The sequence below is a fragment of the Pseudonocardia benzenivorans CB1190 genome (genome assembly GCF_000196675.2).
Classification (GTDB): domain Bacteria; phylum Actinomycetota; class Actinomycetes; order Mycobacteriales; family Pseudonocardiaceae; genus Pseudonocardia; species Pseudonocardia benzenivorans.
Map to the genome: position 1 here is coordinate 2,337,934 of NC_015312.1, position 19,365 is coordinate 2,357,298.

Below are 19,365 nucleotides of genomic sequence, written 5' to 3' on the forward strand. Positions count from 1 at the left end.
CGGCATCTCCATCCCTCCGACGAAGGCGGCATCATGACCGAACGCCAACTGTTCCTCGGCGGCTACGTGCCGTTCCCGAGCGGCCACTACGCCGGCGCCTGGCGCCATCCCTACTCCACCCGCGACTGGCTGGGGCGCGACTTCCTGCACCAGACCGCCCGCACGCTCGAGGCCGCGAAGTTCGATCTCGCGTTCATACCCGAGACGGTGAGCCACAACCCGGACTTCACCCGGCACGGGCATTCCAACTCCATCAAGCACGACCCCGCCCAGGTGGCCGGGCAGATCGCCGCGGTCACCACGCACCTCGGCGTCGGCGTCACCCTGTCCACCAGCTTCAACGAGCCCTACAACCTGGCCAGGACGCTGCTCAGCCTTGATCACCTGTCGGGCGGGCGGGTCGCGTGGAACGTCATCCAGTCGCACGGCCCCGGCAACTACCTGAACTTCCCGCACGTCGAGGAGCTCTCCGGCGCCGAGCTCTACGACCGCGGCGACGAGTACGTCGAGGCGGTCCTCGCGCTGTGGCGGGCCTGGGAGGCCGACGCGCTCGTGCAGGACCAGGAGTCGGGGCTCTTCGCCGACCCGGCGAGGATCACCGTGCCCGATTACCGGGGCAAGTACCTCGCGGTTCGGGGCCCGCTGAACCTGCCTCCGAGCCCGCAGACGCACCCGGTGATCATCCAGGCGGGCGACTCCCAGCGCGGGCGTACGTTCGGGGCTCGCTGGGGCGACGTGATCTTCGCGATCGAGCGGACCCGCGCCGACATGCAGGCCAAGAAGGACGATCTCAAGGGCAAGGCCCGCGCTGCCGGGCGCGACGCCGACCGGATCCGCCTGTTCGCCGCGGTGCAACCCATCATCGGGGAGACGAAGGAGATCGCGCTGGCGCGGCGGGACTTCCTGCGGACCCGGATCACACCCGAGTCCGGCGTCCGGTTCTTCAGCCACTTCGCGCGGGTCGACCTCGCCGGGGTCGACCTCGACGCCCGCTACGTCGACGTCATCGAGGAGCGCGCGACCGACGGGCAGACGGAGAGCCGAGCGATCGTCCAACTCGACGAGCTGCTCGGCGCCCGTCGCGACCGGGTGACGATCGCGGAGGCGGGCGTCGAGTTCTCCACCAGCGAGCTGACCCCGCAGGTGGTCGGGACCGGTGAGGAGATCGCGGAGGAGCTCGCGGCGTACTTCACGTCGGGCGCCGCCGACGGGTTCCTGATCACGCCCACCCATTTCCCCGGGGTCGTTCGAGGAGTTCGGCCGCGCCGTCGTGCCGCACCTGCAGCGCCTCGGGGTGTTCCGCACCGAGTACACGGGCACCACACTGCGCGAGAACCTGGGGCTGGCATGACGACGAGGACCGACACCGACCTCGAGCTGACCAGCCGGTGGGGCGGCAGGCTCGCCGCCACGTTCACGCCCGGCACGGGCGACAGCGCGGTGCTGTTGCTGCACGGGTTCCTCTCCGACCGACGCGCCGGCGGCCGCTTCGACCGGCTCGCCGACGAGTACTCCGCGCTCGGGCACGCGGTGCTGCGCATCGACCTCAGCGGGTTCGGGTCCTCGGAGGGGGACGTCGTCGACGCCGACCGACTGCTCGACGACGCGCACACCGCACTCGACCACCTGGATGCGCTCGGGCTGACCCGCCAGATCCTGCACGGGCAGAGCCTCGGCTCGGCGATCGCGCTGCGGGTCGCCCCGCTGCGGCCGCGCGTCGCGACCCTCGTCCTGACCGGCGCCCTCACCGGCGCCGGCAACGGGGACGCGCCTTACCCGTTCCTGGACGACGAGCAGCTCGCGGCCTGGTACCGCGACGAGGACGTGCGGCTACGCGTCGACGGTTCGCTCACGCGCACGCACGTCGTGGTCAACCGGCAACGCCCCAAGCTCGGCGCGACCGGTACCCAGGAGGAGCTGCTCGGGGCGGTGGGCGTCCCGGTGCTGGTGATCCACGGCGACACCGGCGACCAGGAGGAGGCCCTCGCCGCGGTCACGGCCGCGGGGGAGCACCTGCTGCCGGCGGGATCACGCGTCGTCGTGATCCCGGGGGCGACGCACACCTTCTACGAGAGCCAGGACGCCGTCGCCGCGCTCGTGACGGACTGGGTGTCGGAGCACGTGCCGGCCGCCGCACCGGGCTCGGCGTGATCTCACCGGGTGTCTCCTCGGGGGTGGTGGCGCACCCGGCAGGGGCGTGCGCCGGGTGCGGACGAACCCGTCCGCAGCCGGCGGCCTCAGTACGCGATCGAGAGCAGCTCCCGCGGGTGGGCCGGGGTCTCGATCTCATCGAGCAGGAACGCGACGAGATCGGCCCGGCCGACGTGCCCGTCGGCGGGGACGGCGAGCCGCGGTGCGATCCGGTACCGCCCGGTGGCGGGGCCGTCGGTGATCCGCGGTGCGCGCACGACCGTCCAGTCCAGGGTGGACGTGACGAGCTCGGCCTCCATGGTCTCCTTGTCGCGCAGGCGTTCGCCCATCAGCCCCCACAGCCGCGTCACGTACGGCGAGCCGTCGTTGCTGTCGCCGACACCGTGGGTGCTCATCACGAGAACTCGCGGCCCGTCCGGTGGCAGCACCGCGGCGAGGTGGCGGACCGCGTCGGTGCACACCGTGACCGTCTCGTCGGCCGCGCCGCCCGCGGACAGCCCGAGCGAGACGAACACGACGTCCTGCCCGCGCACCATCTCCTCGACCGCCGCGGCGTCGCGCGCGTCGCCCAGCACGACGTGCAGGCCCGGCCCGTCGTCGAGGCGTCCGGCTCCACGCACGAGCGCGGTGAGCGCGTGCCCGCGCCCGCGGGCGGAGTCGACGAAGGCGAGGCCGGTCGGACCGGTGGCGCCGAGAACAGCAATCTTCACGCGACTCCATCCCTCACACCCGAGGGGAGCCCGCGGCACCGCGCCGCTGTGGCACCCCGATGTTCCTCGAGGAGACCACAATGCCTGCGCCGACATCGTCGCCCGGCCTCGACCACGCCATCCCGCCCACGGCGGCGCGGAAGGTCGAGTTCATCAGCCAGTCGCACCTCAACCCGTCGACGGAGCTGAACCCCGTCCCGACGCGCGGGATCGACCCGGCCTTCTTCCGCACCTACGTCCGGACCCTGGAGGAGGCGGGCTACGACTACACGTTGCTGCCCTACGGTTCCGGCGGTCCCGACTCGTTCGTCGCGGCGTCCGCGGTCGGGCAGCTCACCGAGCGGCTGCGCCCCATTGTCGCGGTCCGGCCCAACACGGCGTTCCCGCTCGTCGTCGCCCAGCAACTCGCCACCCTCGACCAGCTCACCGAGGGCCGGGCGGTCGTGCACCTCATCAGCGGCGGCAACGATGCCGAGCAGGCCCGGCAGGGCGACTACCTGCCCAAACAGCGTCGCTACGCCCGCACGTCGGAGTTCGTCGACCTGTTGCGCAGGGCGTGGACGGAGCCGGCGGCGTTCAGTCACGAGGGCGAGTTCTACCGCTTCGACGACTTCGGCCCCGGCCTGCGTCCTCACGGGGACACCATCCCGATCTCGATCGGGGGCCAGTCCGACGAGGCATTCGAGATCGGCGGTCGGCAGGCCGACGTCTTCAGCTTCTGGGGTGAGCCCCTGGCCGACATCCGGGCTCAGATCGACCGGGTGCACGCCATCGCCGATGCTGCGGGCCGTCCCCGCCCGCGGATCTGGGTCACCTTCCGGCCGATCGTCGACCGCACCGACGAACTGGCCTGGCGCAAGGCGTACGACTATGCCGAGCGCATCGGCCGGACCTTCCGCGAGGGCACCTATGGCCTGCGCTCGCTGACCGGCTCCGGCACCCCGCAGAACGTCGGCTCGCAGCGGGCCCTGCACTTCGCAGCAGGCGCGGACGTGTACGACCGTGCACTGTGGACCCGCACGGCCGCCGCGACGAACGCCGGCGGGGCCTCGACGGCGCTCGTCGGTACGCCGGAGACGGTCGCCGCGGCGATCCTCGACTACATCGACCTCGGTGCGGACCTGGTCTCGATCCGCGGCTACGACAACCTGGCCGACGCCAGGGACTACGGCACGCACGTCATCCCGCTCGTCCGTCAGGAGCTGGCGCATCGCGAGGCGACCGGACAGCGCGGCAGCCTGCAGGTCGAGCACCAGGGTGCGCTCGCTCCCGGGTTCGACGCCGACGCCCTGGCCGGTGTCCGGTGACGGCGTCCACGTCGGTCGCGCCCCTGACCCTCCCGACGCCGGACCTGTCCGACGAGAGCCTCGCCGAGGTCACCGCCGAGGTCGCCGCCACCGCGGCGGAGTACGACCGCAGCGCCGCGATCCCCACCCGCGGGATCGAGGTGGCGCACCGGGCGGGCCTGCTCACGGCGACCGTCGCCGAACGCGACGGAGGGCCCGGCGCGTCCCCGCTCGACGTCGCGCGAATCCTCGTCGCGCTCGGCGAGGGCGACCCGTCGGTCGCACTGCTCGCCGCGAACACCCTCGCCATCCACGGCGCTCACGCCGCCACCGGGCACTGGCCTGCCGCCGCCTACGCGGACCTGTTGCGGCGCAGCGCAGACGGTCCTGCCCTCGTCAACGCGATCCGGGCGGAGCCGGAGCTGGGCGCGCCCGCCCGGGGCGGTCTGCCCGCCACCGTCGCCCGCCGCACCGCCGACGGCTGGTCGCTGTCCGGGCGCAAGGCCTACGCGACCGGCGGCACGGCGCTGGCCTACCACGTCGTCTGGGCCGTGGCGGACGAGCCGCACGGTGACCCGGACCGGCCACGCGTCGGGCACGTCGTCGTGCCTGGCGAGGCAGCCGGGATCACGTGGGTCGACACGTGGGACCACCTCGGGCTGCGCGCGTCGAACACCCACGACGTCGTCTACGACGACGTACGCGTCCCGGTCGACGCCTTCATCGAGCTCCCACGCGTCGACGGCGTCTACCGCGACCTCGCGTCCGCGACCAGCCCGACGAGCTTCGGCTACCCCGCCCTGTACGTCGGTGTCGCCCGCGCGGCCCGGGCGGCGTTCGTCCGGTTCGCCCGCGACCGCGTCCCGACGGCGCTCGGCACGCCGATCGCGCAGACCGAGCGCATCCAGGCGGTCGCCGGGGAGATCGACGCCCAGATCGCGCAGGCCGAGGCGCTGCTCTACGGGACGCTCCTGCGGATCGAGGCCGGCGACACCCGGCACCTTCCCCAGCTGTCCCTGCTGAAGGTGCAGATCGGCCGCTCGGCCGTCGCCGCCGTCCAGACGGCGGTCGCCGCGCTCGGCAACCCGGCGCTGAGCCGGCACCTGCCCTTCGAACGGCATCTGCGCGACGTGCTGTGCGTGCGGGTCCATCCGCCGCAGGAGGACGCCGCGCTGCTCGCTGCCGGTCGCCGGCTGCTCGTCCCGACCACAGGGGGTACCTCATGACCGCGACGGCCGTCGAGCTGCCGGAGCAGCGTGTGACGACACGGCTCGGGTTCAACACCCGCGTCTCCTGGACCGACGACGCCGGGCCGGGGCCGGGCCTGCGCGACGGCATCGCGCTCTACCGGGCCGCGGAGGCCCTCGGGTACCAGTCCGCCTGGGCCTACCAACGTCACTTCGACCACTACCTGTCCTCACCGCTGCCGTTCTTCGCCGCGGTCGGGCAGCACACCGAGCGGATCGCGCTCGGCTCCGCGGTGATCCCCATGCGGTACCAGGACCCGATCCTGCTGGCCGAGGCGGCCGGCACCACGGACCTGCTCGTCGGCGGACGCCTCGAGCTCGCGCTGGCCACCGGGAGCCTCGCCGGCTGGGACCCGATCTTCGGGGGTGTCTCCACCGATGCGCGGACCGAGGCCCGGCGCCGGCTCGAGCGGTTCCTCGCAGCCGTCGACGGAGAGACCCTGCACGTCGTCGACGGTCCGGGGCAGGGCGCTCCCGTCGGGACGCCCATCCGGGTCACCCCGCACAGCCCGGGCCTGCGTGGGCGGCTCCGACACGGTGCGGCGAGCGCCGGGTCGGCGTCGGAGGCCGCGCGGCTCGGGCTCGGGCTGATCGTCGGCACCGTGCTGCGCGGGCTCGAACCGGGGGAGAGCTTCCCGCAGTACCAGGCCAGGGTGATCGAGACCTACCGCACGACGTGGCGGGCCGAGCGCGGCACCGAACCGCCCCCCGTCGCCGTCGCGGCGTCGATCCTGCCCGGCACCACGGCGGCGCTGCGGGAGACCTACGCTGCCTACGACCTGCAGCGGCGCACCGAGGGTATGGCGGCATCGCGCCCGCGGGGCGCCCTTGAGCCGGTGATCTCGGCCGACCTGCCCGACGGGATGTCGATCAGCCCGGTCCATCACGGTGACCCCGACAGCGTCGCCGCCGCGGTGCTCGCCGATCCGGGCCTGGCCGCCGCCGACGAGATCGTGCTCTTCCTGCCGCCGGCGTTCGGCCTGGATGCCAACGTCCGGCTGATCACCGACCTGGCCCGCGAGGTCGCCCCGGCGCTCGGCTGGGCACCTGGCTGAACCCGGTACGTCAGACGGGAGGCTCGTGCGCGCGGACCGGCGGCACGGGCCCCTCGTGCCGTGCGAGCTGCACCGTCGTGTGCTGGCCGGTGCACCCCTGGGCCAGCGACGACGTGCCGCGGTCACGGGTCAGGACGTTCGGGTTGCCGTGCACGCAGAACGGGTGCTCGGCGGCGGGGTCGAGCGGAGCGAACCACGCGCCCGTCGGTAGCTGCACGACGCCCTCGCGGACGCCGTCGGTGACCGCGGCGGCGGCGAGGCAGGCGCCCCGGTCGTTGAACAGCGTCACGACGTCGCCGTCGGCGATGCCCCGGGCGGCCGCGTCGGCAGGGTGGATCCGCGCCACCTCCCGACCGTTCACCTTGTGCGCCAGGCTGTGTGCCCCGAAGTCGAGCTGCGAGTGCAGCCGGGTCGAGGGCTGGTTGGCCACCAGCCACAGCGGGTGCCGCGGGTCGGGGACCTCGGTGGGCGCCAGCCAAACCGGGTGGCCGGGAGCGTCCGCGTACCCGAAAGCGGCCACGGTCTCGGAGAACAGCTCGATCCGGCCCGACGGTGTCGGCAGCGGGTGGCCGACCGGGTCCGCCCGGAAGGCCCCGATGATCCCGCCGCGGTCCTCGACCTGCGGCAGCTCCAGCTCACCCGCGGCCCAGAACTCGTCGAACGACGGCGCGGGCAGGCCCTCGTCGGCCAGCCCCTTCGCGATCCTCGCGTAGAGCCACTCCAACCAGGCGCGTGCGTCGCGGCCCTCGGTGAACGCGGGTCCCGCACCCAGCCGTTCGGCGAGCGCGGCGAAGATCGCGTAGTCGTCGCGGGCCTCACCGGGCGGGTCCACGAGCCGGTGCATCGCGGTCATGACCGGGTCGAACGCGCTCGCCCCGATGTCGTCGCGCTCGATCGTCCACGTCGCCGGGAGCACGACGTCGGCGTGCCGGGCGGTCGCCGTCCAGACCGGCTCGTGCACGACGAAGGTGTCGAGCCGCCGGACGGCTCGGCTTAGCCGTCCCAGGTCCTGGTGGTGGTGGAACGGGTTGCCACCCACCCAGTAGGCGAACCGCACGTGCGGGTACGTCGAGCGTCGCCCGTCCACGTCGTAGGGCTTGCCCGGGTGCAGCAGCATGTCCGCGACCCGCGCGACCGGGATCGAGAGGTCGATCCTGTTGCGGCCCTGCGGCACCGCGGCGATCGGCACGGCCACCCGGGTGCGCCCGTAGTGCCCGATGGAGCCCAGGCCGTAGCAGAATCCGCCGCCGGGCAGGCCGATCTGGCCGAGTGCGGCGGCCAGCGCCACCGCGGCCCATACCGGCTGTTCGCCGAACTCGGCGCGCTGCAACGACTGCGCGACGGTGACGAGGGTGCGCCCGCCCGCAGCGCGTCGGGCCAGCTCCCGGATCTCCCCGGCCGGCACCCCCGTGATCGCAGCAGCCCACCCGGCGTCCTTGTCCCACAGGTACTCCGCCAGCGAGTCCCAGCCCACGCTGTACCGCGCCAGGAAGTCGCGATCGTGCAGGTCCTCGGTGACCAGGGTGTGCAGCAGCCCGAGGATCAGCGCGGTGTCCGACCCGGGTGGTACCGACAACCAGCGGGCGCCGATCCCGTCGGGCAGGTCGGAGCGCAGCGGCCCGATGTTGACGAAGACGGCACCGCGACGCGCGGCCGCGGTCATCGCCGCGCGTTCGACGTGCGCGCTGATCCCGCCGGCACCGACCGCACTGTTCTTCAGGTTCATCCCGCCGAACGCGAGGACCGTGTCGGTGTGCGTGGCGACCTGGTCCCAGGTCACCGTCCCCTTCGACACCAGCTCCGACGGCCCGAGCACGTGCCGCAGCACGACCTGGGCGGCCGCCCCGCTGTAGTCACCGACCGAGCGCACGTACCCGCCGACGGCCAGGTTCAGGAAGCGGTGCACCTGGCTCTGGGCGTGGTGGAATCGGCCGGCGCTGGCCCAGCCGTAGCTGCCGCCGTAGACCCCCTCCGGGCCGTGGGCGTCGCGGACCCGGGCGAGCTCGCCCGCCAGCCGGTCGAGCACCTCGTCCCAGCCGACCTCGACGAACCCGTCCCGGCCGCGCCGGTCGTCGGGACCCGGGCCGTCCTCCCACCAGCCCCGGCGGACCGTGGGACGGCGAACCCGGGCGGCATGGTCGACGGCCGCAGGCACGTTGCGCAGCAACGGGGACGGCTCGGGATCGGCCGCGCGGGGCGTGACCCGGAGCCCGGCGGCGGTGACCTCACCGAGGAACGAGCCCCAGTGCGTGCTGTGCGGCTGGGGCATCAGCCCGCCGCCGTTCCCCCTCCGCGCCGGCCGCGACAGCTCGCCACGGCGACGGGCCGGTGGGTCAGGGGCTGCGGGAGTGGGAACGGCACTGTCCGAGCCAACCCGACCCGGTGCCGAGCGTCCAACGACGATTTCGCATCACGACCGATCAGTGCACGTGATCGGTCGGGCGCCGCCGGACCAGGATCGTCAGGCCGGGACCAGAATCGTGCCCAGTACCCGGGCCGCGGCGTCGCGCAGGCGCGGGTCCGAGCCTGGCTTCGCACGCAGGTGCAGCGGCTCCGGCCGTACCGGGGGGAGGTCGTCGCGCCGTTCGAGGCCTTCCGGGACGCCGCCCGAACCGGCCAGGAGGACGACTCCGAGACCGGCGCGCGCGGCGTTGAGCACCCCGGCGAGATAGGCGGCCTCGCCGACCACCGTCGCTGACAACGCGTTGTCGGCCAATGTCTCCAGGGCGCGTCGCCGGATGGTGCACGGGCTGTCGATCACGAGGAGCGGGATGGGCGACCCCGGTGGGGGCCTGCGCCAGCCCGGAGCCGCATACCAGGTGAGTGGCAGGGAGCCCGCCGACACGCTGTCGGACCCCCGCACGTCGCCGATGTACATCGCGAGGTCGAGCGTGCCGCGCTCGATGGCGTCGTTGAGCCGGTCGCTGCGGTCGAGCCGGAAGCGGACCGCGGAGTCGGGGAAGACCTCGCTCACCGCGCCCGACACGAGACCGAGCAGCTCGTCGGCCGCGTGCTCGGTCGTCCCCAGCACGATCGACGCGCGCGTGTCGCCGACCCCGATGCGGCGCAACGCCTCGTCGTGCGCCGCGATGATCCGTCGGGCCTCACCGACGAGAGCCTCACCCTCCGGGGTGAACCGGCTGTGGCGGCCGACGCGCTCGACCAGCGGCCGGCCGACGGCCTTCTGCAGGCGTCGGACGTGCTGGCTGACCGCCGGTTGGGACAGGACGAGGTGCTCGGCGGCACGGTGGAAGCCCCCGCAGTCGGCCACGGCCACGAGGCTGCGCAGCGCGACGATGTCGAGAACGACGGTGGGGACGGCCATTCCGCGACGCTAACACCGACCGATCGCGTCTCGTGATCGATTGTGATGCGAATTCGTCGTTGGACAGCGGCCCGGGCCTCGGGTTGTCTCGTCGTATGCGGAGCACGGCACCCTCGAACGGCACCCGGCCGCTGCCGGCTGTCGAGGTGTCGCCGGGTGCACCGACTGGTCCACGCACCGGTCGCCGCGAGGATCATGAGGGGCTGACGCAGCGCCGGGTCATCGACCACGGCACCGTGCACTCCGCGATCTGTCGCCCCGCTGCCGCGTGACCGCCTGACCGGCCTGCGCGCGACCTTCCTCCCGACGTACGCCGACCGGCGCGCGTCCGTTCCCGTTCTCCCACCACGGGCGACCGTCGTGCCGCGCCGCCGCGCGTGCCGTGGTGGTCCGACCTGTCGAAAGAGGTTGATCCAAGTGACTGTCGCCGGAGCAGTACCGGTCGTCGCGTCGTGGCGCGAGCCCGACGGCATCGCGCCCCGCGGGACCGTCGTCGTGGTTCCCGGCCGCGGCGAGCACGCCGGAGTGTACGAGCGTTTCGGCCGTCGGGTCGCGGCCGACGGGTACCGGGTCTGGGCCGTCTCGGACCCGACCTTCGACGAGGAGCGGTCGACCGGGCAGATCCAGGCCCTGCTCGCAGCCGACCCATCGGGTGAGGTCGGGCCGCACCCTCGGGTACTGGTCGGCTCGGACTCGGGGGCGCTCTACGCCGCCGGTCTCGTCGCGGCAGGCGGCATCGGGACCGGTGTCGACGGAGTTGTTCTCGTCGGACTGCCGTCCCGTGACGACCCGCCGCTGGCCGTGAGCTGGGACGACGAGTTGGCGGCGCGGACCTCCTGCCCGGCGCACCAGGGCCGCCTCCGCAACGACGACGCCGTGCGCCGTGGGGCGCTCGCCGGGCGGGTCCCCGGCTCCTGGTTCGAACGGGCACAGAGCTCCTCGATCACGGTGCCCGTCCTGGGTCTGCACGGCGAGGCCGACGCGGTGAGCCCGTTCGCCGCCGCCGCGTCCTGGTACGCCGGGACGCCCACGGCCGAGCTGGTCGGGATCGCCGGCGGCCGCCACGACGTGCTCAACGACCAGACCCACCGCACCGCCGCGGCCACCGTGGTGCTGTTCCTCGAACGGCTGCGGCTCGGTACCGACGCGCCGGCGATCGCCCGCGGGGTGACGCTGCGATGACCGCATCCGTGGGGACCGCTGCGGCAGAGCGTCGCTACGTCGTGATCGGCGCCGGCGCGGTCGGTGCGACCCTGGCCGCCGAACTCCACACCGCCGGCATCGCGACCGTGCTCGTGGCGCGCGGGGCGCACCTCGATGCGCTGCGCGCGGGCGGGCTGCGCTACCTGCGCCCGGACGGCGAGCACGTCGTCGACGTCCCGGTCGCGGCTGGTCCGGCAGAGGTCGACCTGCGCGCCGGTGACGTCCTCGTGCTGGCCACCAAGGCGCAGGACGCCGAGTCGACGATCGCCGACTGGGCGTGGCGTCCGGTCAAGGGCGGGCTGTCGGCGGCCGAGTCGCTGCCGGTCCTCGTGCTGCAGAACGGCCTGGACACCGAGCTGGTGGCGTTGCGCCGCTTCGCCACCGTCTACGGCGCCGCCGTCTGGTCGCCCTCGACCTACCTCGTGCCCGGTGAGGTCGAGTCGCCCGCGGCGCCGGCCGTCGGGATCGTGTGGGTCGGCAGGTTCCCGGGAGGCCACGACGCCCGCCTCGCCCCGATCGCGGACGACCTGCGCGCGGCGCGGCACCTGGTCGAGGTCGTCGAGGACATCCCGCGGTGGAAGGCCGGGAAGTTGCTCGGGATCGTCGTCAACGCCCTGGACGCGCTGTACCGCCCGAGCCCGCTGCGCGACCGGGTCGCCGCGGCGCTGAGCGCCGAGGCGCGGGAGGTCTACGCCGCGGCCGGGCGGCTCGCCGCCGATCTCCCCGCCGACACGACGCTGGACCTGTCGCAGTTCGTCAGCCGTCCCATCCCGGGCCGCCCGCCGGCAGGCCGCTCGACGTGGCAGAGCCTGCAGCGTGGCGCCTCGCTCGAGTCCGACTTCCTCAATGGCGAGATCGTGCTGCTCGCACGCCTGCATGGCGTCGACGCCCCGCACAACGCCGCCGCGCTCGCGCGCATCCGGCGCGCCGAACGGGAGGGCACCACGGCCGGCTCCCTCGGCGACGACGACCTGCGCGCGACCTTCCCGCGCCTCGACGTCCTCGTCGACGCCGCGGCGCTGGCCGCCGAGCTGGCGGGCCCACGCCCGCCCGTGCTCCTCGACGTCCGGTGGGCACTCGGCGACCCCCACGGTCGCGAGCACCACCGCGACGGGCACCTCCCCGGAGCGGTCTACGTCGACCTCGACACCGAGCTCGCCGCACCCGTCGGGGACCCGCTCGCGGGCCGTCACCCGTTGCCGGACATCGCGGACCTGCAGGACGCTGGTCGCCGCTGGGGGGTGAGCACAGGCCGGCCGGTCGTCGCCTACGACGCCACGGGCGGGCTCGCCGCCGGTCGTGCGTGGTGGCTGCTGCGCTGGGCCGGGCTGACCGACGTCCGGCTCCTCGACGGTGGGCTGGGGGCGTGGGTCGCCGCCGGGCTGCCCGTCGAGACCGGCGCCGTGCCCGAGCCCGGCACCGGCGATGTCGAGCTGAGCCCCGGCCACCTGCCCGTCCTCGACGCCGACGGCGCCGCCGACCTCGCCCGCAGCGGGCTGCTCCTGGACGCCCGCGCCGCCGAGCGCTACCGCGGCGAGACCGAGCCGATCGACCTGCGCGCCGGGCACGTCCCCGGCGCGGTCAGCGCCCCCACCGGCGACAACCTCGCACCCGACGGCCGGTTCCGCCCGGCCGCGGAACTGCGGGCACGGGTCGCGGAGCTGGGGGAGGGGCCGGTCGGCGTCTACTGCGGGTCCGGTGTCACCGCCGCCCACGAGATCGCCGCACTGGCGGCCGCAGGCATCCCGGCAGCGCTGTTCCCCGGCTCCTGGTCGGCATGGTCGTCCGACCCGGCACGACCCGTCGCGGTGGGCCCCGATCCGGACGGGAGCTGACGTGGCCGTCGAGTTCATCAGCGCCGTCCACACGACGCCGACCACCGAGGCCACCCCCGGCGGTCGCCGCCGCGGGTCCTTCGATCCCGAGTACACCCGCCGGTTCGTGCGCGCCCTCGACGACGGCGGCTTCGACTGGACCCTCGTGGCATACGGCTCGTCGTCGGTCGACGCGAACCAACTCGCCCAGTTCGTGCTCAACCACTCCGAGCGGATCGCGCCCATGGTGGCGCACCGGCCCGGTTTCGTCGCGCCGACCCAGGCCGCCAAGGTCTTCGCCACCCTGGACCGGATCGGCGGCGGGCGGATGGGCGTGCACATCATCTCCGGCGGCGACGACCAGGAGCAGCGACGCGAGGGCGACTACCTCGACAAGTCCGAGCGGTACGCCCGCTCCGAGGAGTTCGTCCGGATCCTGCGGCAGATCTGGGAGTCCGAGGGGCAGCCCGTCAGCCACGAGGGCCGGTACTACCGCTTCGAGGACTTCGCCACCGACATCCTGCCCGTGCAGGACGCGCTGCCGATCTCGGTCGGCGGCTCGTCCGAGCACGCCTACCGGATCGGCGGGCAGCTGGGCGACATCTTCGGGCTGTGGGGCGAGCCGCTCGCCGAGACCGCCCAGCAGATCGCCGCGGTCAACGCCCACGCCGACGCCGCCGGCCGGCCGCACCCGCGCATCTGGGTGTCGTTCCGGCCGATCGTCGCGGCCACCGACGAGCTGGCCTGGGAGAAGGCCCACGACGTCCTGGGGGCGGTGCGCGCCAACGGGTCCGTCAACGGGTGGCGGCCGCCGAACGTCGGGTCGCAGCGGCTGCGGGCCGTGGCCGCCCGCGGCGACCGGCACGACCGGGCGCTCTGGACCCCGCTCGTCGAGGCCACGGCGCAGCCGGGCAGCACCACCGCCCTCGTCGGCAGCTACGAGACCGTCGCGAAGGCGCTCCTGGACTACGTCGACATCGGCTGCGAGCTGCTGTCCATCCGTGGCTGGGACCCGCTCACCGACGCGATCGACTACGCCCGGCACATCGTGCCGTTGGTGCGCCAGGAGCTGGCGCACCGGGACGCGGGCAGCGTGCAGGAGATCGCGTGACGTCGCTGCTGCCCGCGGGATGGGCCACCGACCCGGCCGTCCTCGATGCCCGCCGGCTCGACCGGTCCGGGTTCGATCCCGGCGGACGCCCGCGCGCGGTCGTGTTCGCGGAGTCGGCTGACGAGGTCGCCGAGGTGCTGCGGATCGCGAACGCCGACGGGACACCGGTCGTCACGCGTGGCGCGGGGACCGGCCTGTCGGGCGGGGCGGTCGCGACCGACGGTTCGATCGTCCTCGACCTGTCCCGGATGAGCCGGATCGTCGAGATCTCCGCGACCGACGAGCTCGCGGTGGTCGAACCCGGCGTGATCACGTCGGACCTCGACCGGGCCGCCGGCCGCTACGGGCTGCGCTACGCCCCCGACCCGGCCAGCGTCGCGATCTCCACCATCGGCGGCAACATCGCCACGAACGCCGGCGGGCTGCGCTGCGCCAAGTACGGCGTCACCCGGGACTCGGTCCTCGGCCTCGACGTCGTGCTCGCCGACGGCAGGCGGGTCGGCACGGGTAGGCGCACCGTGAAGGGCGTCGCCGGGTACGACCTGACGGCGCTGTTCGTCGGCTCCGAGGGGACACTCGGGGTGATCGTGGGCGCGACCGTGAGGCTGCGCCCTGCTCCGGTGCGGACCGCGACCCTGGCCGCGTTCTTCCCCGACTTCGTCGCGGCGACCACCGCGGCGGCCGCCGTCACCGCGGCACGGCTGCAGCCCGCGATCGCCGAGCTGCTCGACCGGGTGTGCCTCGACGCGATCGACGACGCCGACGGCACTGCACTCCGGGCGCGGGGTGCGGCGTTCCTCCTCGTGCAGACCGACGGGCCGGGAGCTGACGTCGAGATGGACGCGGTCCGTGCCGTCGTCGAGCCGCTGTCCGGCGACGTCGAGGTCACCACCGACCCGGTGCGTGCCGAGGCGCTGCTGGCGACCCGGCGGGCGGCGCTGCCCGCACTGGAACGCCACGGCCGCGTCCTGATCGAGGACGTGGCGGTGCCTCGCTCCCGGATGGCCGACGCGGTGGCCGCGATCGAGAAGATCGGCGTCCGTTCCGGAATCCGGATCGCCACGATGGCCCACGCCGGGGACGGCAACCTCCACCCGATCCTGGTCCTCGACCACGGCCGCGCGTTCGACGAGGACGTCTGGACGGCCGCCGGCGAGGTCTTCACGGCCGCGCTCGACCTCGGCGGCACCCTCACCGGCGAGCACGGGGTCGGGCTGCTCAAACGCCGGTGGCTCGTCGACGAGCTCGGACCCGACGTCGTCGACCTGCAGCGCGAGCTCAAGGCGGTTTTCGACCCGAACGCGATCCTCAACCCCGGAAAGAAGGTCTGACCATGACCACGACCACTGACGCGCCTGCCCCCGCGGACTTCGCCGACGACGTCGCCAGGGAACGGGAGCGTCGCAAGGTAGCGCTCGCGGCGACGCTGCGGCTGTTCGCGAAGCTGGGGTACGAGTTCGGCTTCAACGGCCACCTCACCGTTCGTGACCCCGCCTCCGACGACCTGTTCTGGGTCAACCCGTGGAAGGTCCCGTTCGGCCGGGTCCGGGTCTCGGACCTGCTGCTCGTCTTCGCAGCCGACGACCCGGCGGGCCGGATCGTGCAGGGCGCCGCGGACGCTGCGGTGTCCCAGACGATCCACGACGAGGCGGACCTGCTGCTCTGAGGGCCGGTCAGGCCGGACCAGCGGCCCGTGCGGCGGAGGAGGCGATAGAGAAAGCCGCCGAGCCGGCCGTACTGCAGCTCGACCTGTGACACCGCCGGTCCCTCGACCACGGAGATCCCGGGCCCGACGCGCCGGTTGCGGGCCGAGCAGGTGACATTGGTGGGTCCTTCGGGGTGGGCCCGTGCTCGGCCAGGTGAGCCACAAGGTCCACGTCCTCGATGAGCAGGCAGCTCGACTCGCCGGAATGCGCCGGCATCGACGGGGCCGCGCACCGTGTCGTCGCTGAGGCCGACAAGGTCGGCCGACTCCGCAATGCCTAACTGCGTCGTGGCGTGGTTGTCCTGATCCACAACGTCAACGCGCCGCCTCCGGCGGCGCGGGGCCGGCCACACCGGCCCCGGTCGGCTCACGCGCTCCCGCCTCGGCCCGCGCGCGACCGGCGGCGCCGGCCTGGTCGTCGCGCTCGTGACGGCACCCGTCGGCGTCTCCGGTGCCGTGTTCCTGCCACGAGCCGAACGGATCGGGGAGCTGCGCCCACGCTCGTTCTCCGGCCGCGAGCTCGTCGTCGGTGAGCAGCGCGGCGTGGAGGGCGGCGGACATCTCGGCGTGGTCCGCGGCGTAGGTCAGGACCGTGATGTCCTGGGATCGATCGCCGTAGTGCTCGTCCCAGCCCAGCGACGCCATCGCTGCTCGCTCGGGGGTGGCGTGTTCCCATGCCTCCTCGCCTGCGTCGGCGAGCCAGTGGCCCGCCCGCCCGAGGCGCAGGCCCCCGCCCGCCGACTCCAGCCACAGGACCTCGGCGGGACGGGTGGCCAGCCACACCCGGCCACGGGAGCGAACGACGCCGTCGAGCAGCAGGTCGACCGCGTCATGCAGGCGTTGCGGATGGAACGGCCGGCGGTCGGAGAAGGCGAACAGGGACACGCCGCAGTCGGAGTCCAGCGGTGGGGCACCCCGCAGTAGTGGGGCGTGCACGCCGTCGGGGCGACCACGGCGAGCCTCCGGTGCGACGACGGCGAGGCTGAGCACAGCGGGATCGAGGGCCGCGTCGGCCAGCCGCACCTGGCCGGCGGTCGGGGACAGCCGGGCGAGCACGGCGTTGGTGCGCGCCAACTCCCGCGCCGGCGCGGTGCCGCACCGGACGATCAGGTCGGCGAACTCGACCTGCGCCGTGGCGAGCTGCGCGATCGTGCGCTCGTCGTCGAACAGCTCGACGAGCCCGCGCTCGGCGACGGTCTCCTCGCCGGTGGCGTCGTCGAACCAGGTCGCCACGTCGATAACGGTGATGACCCCGAGCAGGTCCACGACATCGGTGACGGTCGTGGCGGCCGGCTCGTCACCGAGGAGGAGGTGGGCGAGGGCGAAACAGACCTGCTCGGGTTCGAGCACCGGATCCAGGTGCACAACGACGCGGCGGGCCTGGCCGGTCAGCTCGACGACCCGCGGCAGGAGATCGTCGCGCAGCGTGCAGGAGAGGCAGCCGTGCGCGAGCTCCACCTCCGTGGCCGTGTCCGAGGTCGCGTCGCGGATGCGGCGGAAGACACGTCCGTCGCCGAGGTGGCGCAGGTCGTGGTGGACGACGACGGTTCCGGGCTCGGCGAGCATCAGCTGCGCGATCTGCTCGGTGCCGTCGGGTGTCAGGCCGGCGAGCACGACCAGCTCGGTCGTGGGTTCGGGGCCGGTCGGTCGGCGGGGATCGAGTGGCACGGCGCTCCTCGAAGGCTGACGAGTGGCGGACGGGTGCTACCTTAAGTGAAAATGAATGTCATGTGAGTTTGGAAGGTGTGCGAGTGATGAGGAACCAGCTGCGCCCGATCGTGAGGGTGCGGTCGACCGCGGGGACCGGGACGACGTACGTGACGCGCAAGAACCGGCGCAACGACCCCGACCGGATGGTGCTGCGCAAGTACGACCCGAAGATCCGCGCGCACGTCGAGTTCCGCGAAGAGCGTTGAGATGCCGACATCAGCACGTGGTCCGCGCGTCCTGCGAACGGCGCGGCGCACGGCCGACCCCCTGCACACCTGCGGGCTCGATGTACGCGAGACGCGGTCGGTCGGAAGGACCCTCCGAGGAGGGACGGTCTGAGAGAGTGTTGTAGAACCTCGGTGGTCAGTCTTTGAGGTCTTCTGCTAGTCGGCGGGCGGCTTCCTTCTCGATGTCGCTGCGGGGAGCGGGGAGTTCCTCACCGGCGAGGCGGGCGGCCATCAGCCGGATCATCGCGAACTTGATCATCGCCTCGGCGTGGGCGGTCTTACGTTCGTAGTCCCGGGCCAACCGTCTACACCTCGTCAACCAGCCGAAGGTTCTCTCGACCACCCACCGGCGGGGCAGCACCTGGAACCCTTTCACGTCGGCGTTACGCGGCACCGCGACCACCTCCAGCCCCTCACTGCGCCGGGCCCAACCGACCAGGCCGGCGTCCACCGAGTTGACGTAACCGCCGTCGACCCACACCAACCCGAGCAGCGGGAACCGGCCGCGGGCACCGGTGAGCATCAACCGGGCCCCGGCCCGGTCCTGCACCGACGCCGAGTGCACCACCACGTGCAGCACCAGGCCCAGGGTGTCGACCAGCAGGTGGCGCTTGCGGCCCCGGACGCGTTTACCGGCGTCGTAGCCGATCTGTTCACCGCCCTCGCTGGACCTCGCCGACTGGGAGTCCAGCACCGCCGCCGAGGGCTGCGGGTCACGCCCGTCGGCGATGCGGACCCGTTCACGCAGCACCTCGTGGACCCGGTCCCAGGTGCCGTCGCGGGTCCAGGCCCGAAACCACTGGTAGGCGATGCTCCACGGGGCCAGATCGTGCGGGACCAGCCGCCAGGCGCACCCGCTGACCAGCACATAAGAGATCGTGTCGATGATCAACCGGCGGGAGTGCACGTATGGGCGCCCGCCCAACACCGCCGCCGGGCGGGGCAGCAACGGCTCGATCAACACCCACTGGGCGTCGGTCACCGAGGAGTCATACGCCGGTTTGCAGGTACAGACACACACCCGACCGGATGATCAACAGGTCCGGGCGACTACTACGGCCGCCACGCCGAGTGATCACCAGGTTTCACAACACTCTCTGAGGCCACCACCGCGAAGATCGCCCGCAAACAACCACCGCCGCGGCGCGTGGCCGGTCGGCTCGAGAGCGCATGTCCCGGGACGAGCGCTTCGACGCGCCGCATCCCCTCGGAGGAATGCCCATGGACGAGACCCAACGCACGACGTGGAGCGGGCCCCGCCGCACCTGTCGGCGGACGACCTCTCGCTCAGTACGTCCGGTGACCGAATGGGACGGCTACGTCGCCATCGCGGCGACCGGTTCCGGCTTGGCGCCGGAGTTCTACAGCCGTCTGCGCGAGGCCGTCCGGCACAGTGCCGGTGGTGTCCTGGTCCGGCTGCAGGAGCCCTCGGGTTGGCCGGGCGCCCCGGTCATCGGGGTGCAGCCCATGCGCCGTCGCGACGGTGCGGTCGGCCCGACGCTGTGGCTCGGCCCACTCCGCCAGGAGCGCGAGCGGGAGTCGCTGTTGCGGTGGCTGACCACGGGCGGCCCCGCCGCCACCGCGCTCCCGACGGCCCTGCACGGGCGGATACTCCTCGCGCCTCCAGTTCTCGCGGTACCGAGACAGACTATGAACTGAGCTACGTCTCCGGTCGTCTGACTGGCCTTCCACGGCTCTGTGGGGAGCAGTGAGGAGCGGCCAGGACCGCGGCCGGCCGTTCGCGGTTCGGACTCCGCCGACGAGCCTGCCACGGCGGCGATGAACGCATCCGCCGCGCCGTGAGCCTCCTCGCTCTCGGGC

Annotated in this window: 16 protein-coding genes; 11 read left to right on the forward strand and 5 right to left on the reverse strand. The window is 73.4% G+C overall.

Going from position 1 to position 19,365, the window contains the following annotated elements; translation table 11 throughout:
- Positions 1–33: 33 nt before the first annotated feature.
- Positions 34–2,151: an NtaA/DmoA family FMN-dependent monooxygenase gene (locus tag PSED_RS11115; RefSeq protein WP_013674335.1), complete on the forward strand. Its 2,118-nt coding sequence runs from the start codon at positions 34–36 to the stop codon at positions 2,149–2,151.
- Positions 2,152–2,237: 86 nt separating this feature from the next.
- On the opposite strand, the gene PSED_RS11120 is transcribed toward PSED_RS11115, so the two are convergent.
- The gene (locus PSED_RS11120; protein WP_013674336.1) at positions 2,238–2,861 is read right to left on the reverse strand and encodes an NAD(P)-dependent oxidoreductase; all 624 of its coding nucleotides are present in this window, start codon (positions 2,859–2,861) and stop codon (positions 2,238–2,240) included.
- 80 nt (positions 2,862–2,941) lie between these two features.
- Between PSED_RS11120 and PSED_RS11125 the strand changes: the two genes are divergently transcribed.
- Genes PSED_RS11125 through PSED_RS11135 form a run of 3 tightly spaced genes read left to right on the forward strand, consistent with a single transcriptional unit; the run spans position 2,942 to position 6,449 of the window.
- The gene (locus tag PSED_RS11125) at positions 2,942–4,168 is read left to right on the forward strand and encodes an LLM class flavin-dependent oxidoreductase (RefSeq protein ID WP_013674337.1); all 1,227 of its coding nucleotides are present in this window, start codon (positions 2,942–2,944) and stop codon (positions 4,166–4,168) included.
- Positions 4,165–5,373: an acyl-CoA dehydrogenase family protein gene (locus PSED_RS11130; protein ID WP_013674338.1), complete on the forward strand. Its 1,209-nt coding sequence runs from the start codon at positions 4,165–4,167 to the stop codon at positions 5,371–5,373. Before PSED_RS11125 ends, PSED_RS11130 begins: the two co-directional genes overlap by 4 nt.
- Positions 5,370–6,449 (forward strand): LLM class flavin-dependent oxidoreductase, encoded by a 1,080-nt coding sequence (locus tag PSED_RS11135; protein WP_013674339.1) that lies wholly within the window; start codon positions 5,370–5,372, stop codon positions 6,447–6,449. Before PSED_RS11130 ends, PSED_RS11135 begins: the two co-directional genes overlap by 4 nt.
- 10 nt (positions 6,450–6,459) lie before the next feature.
- On the opposite strand, the gene PSED_RS11140 is transcribed toward PSED_RS11135, so the two are convergent.
- The gene (locus PSED_RS11140; RefSeq protein WP_013674340.1) at positions 6,460–8,718 is read right to left on the reverse strand and encodes a molybdopterin-dependent oxidoreductase; all 2,259 of its coding nucleotides are present in this window, start codon (positions 8,716–8,718) and stop codon (positions 6,460–6,462) included.
- A gap of 192 nt (positions 8,719–8,910) precedes the next feature.
- The gene (locus tag PSED_RS11145) at positions 8,911–9,774 is read right to left on the reverse strand and encodes a LysR family transcriptional regulator (protein WP_013674341.1); all 864 of its coding nucleotides are present in this window, start codon (positions 9,772–9,774) and stop codon (positions 8,911–8,913) included.
- Positions 9,775–10,191: 417 nt separating this feature from the next.
- On the opposite strand from PSED_RS11145, the gene PSED_RS11150 reads away from it, so the two are divergent.
- Genes PSED_RS11150 through PSED_RS11175 form a run of 5 tightly spaced genes read left to right on the forward strand, consistent with a single transcriptional unit; the run spans position 10,192 to position 15,568 of the window.
- Positions 10,192–10,956 carry an alpha/beta hydrolase gene (locus PSED_RS11150; RefSeq protein ID WP_013674342.1) on the forward strand — a complete coding sequence of 255 codons (765 nt, stop codon included), beginning with the start codon at positions 10,192–10,194 and terminating at the stop codon, positions 10,954–10,956.
- Complete coding sequence (locus PSED_RS35500; protein WP_013674343.1) at positions 10,953–12,812, forward strand: rhodanese-like domain-containing protein; 1,860 nt, start codon at positions 10,953–10,955, stop codon at positions 12,810–12,812. Before PSED_RS11150 ends, PSED_RS35500 begins: the two co-directional genes overlap by 4 nt.
- 1 nt (position 12,813) lies before the next feature.
- Complete coding sequence (locus PSED_RS11165; protein ID WP_013674344.1) at positions 12,814–13,902, forward strand: LLM class flavin-dependent oxidoreductase; 1,089 nt, start codon at positions 12,814–12,816, stop codon at positions 13,900–13,902.
- Positions 13,899–15,233 carry an FAD-binding oxidoreductase gene (locus PSED_RS11170; protein WP_013674345.1) on the forward strand — a complete coding sequence of 445 codons (1,335 nt, stop codon included), beginning with the start codon at positions 13,899–13,901 and terminating at the stop codon, positions 15,231–15,233. The genes PSED_RS11165 and PSED_RS11170 overlap by 4 nt, the downstream gene beginning before the upstream one ends.
- Positions 15,234–15,235: 2 nt before the next feature.
- Positions 15,236–15,568 carry a class II aldolase/adducin family protein gene (locus tag PSED_RS11175; RefSeq protein WP_013674346.1) on the forward strand — a complete coding sequence of 111 codons (333 nt, stop codon included), beginning with the start codon at positions 15,236–15,238 and terminating at the stop codon, positions 15,566–15,568.
- A 354-nt stretch (positions 15,569–15,922) separates the two neighbouring features.
- Here the strand turns inward: PSED_RS11175 and mrf are convergent, their stop codons facing one another.
- Entirely contained in the window at positions 15,923–17,275 is a 1,353-nt protein-coding gene (gene mrf, locus PSED_RS11180) for a ribosome hibernation factor-recruiting GTPase MRF (RefSeq protein WP_013674347.1), read from the reverse strand.
- An 83-nt stretch (positions 17,276–17,358) separates the two neighbouring features.
- Here mrf and rpmG point away from each other — a divergent pair, with 83 nt between their 5' ends.
- A complete protein-coding gene (gene rpmG / locus PSED_RS11185; protein WP_041759520.1) occupies positions 17,359–17,523 on the forward strand; it encodes a 50S ribosomal protein L33 in 165 nt (54 codons plus the stop codon).
- 157 nt (positions 17,524–17,680) lie between these two features.
- Here the strand turns inward: rpmG and PSED_RS11190 are convergent, their stop codons facing one another.
- Positions 17,681–18,565 (reverse strand): IS5 family transposase, encoded by an 885-nt coding sequence (locus PSED_RS11190; protein WP_013674029.1) that lies wholly within the window; start codon positions 18,563–18,565, stop codon positions 17,681–17,683.
- Positions 18,566–18,843: 278 nt separating this feature from the next.
- Here PSED_RS11190 and PSED_RS11195 point away from each other — a divergent pair, with 278 nt between their 5' ends.
- Positions 18,844–19,203, forward strand: a complete 360-nt coding sequence (locus PSED_RS11195) for a hypothetical protein (protein WP_041759522.1) — start codon at positions 18,844–18,846, stop codon at positions 19,201–19,203.
- Positions 19,204–19,365 lie beyond the last annotated feature (162 nt).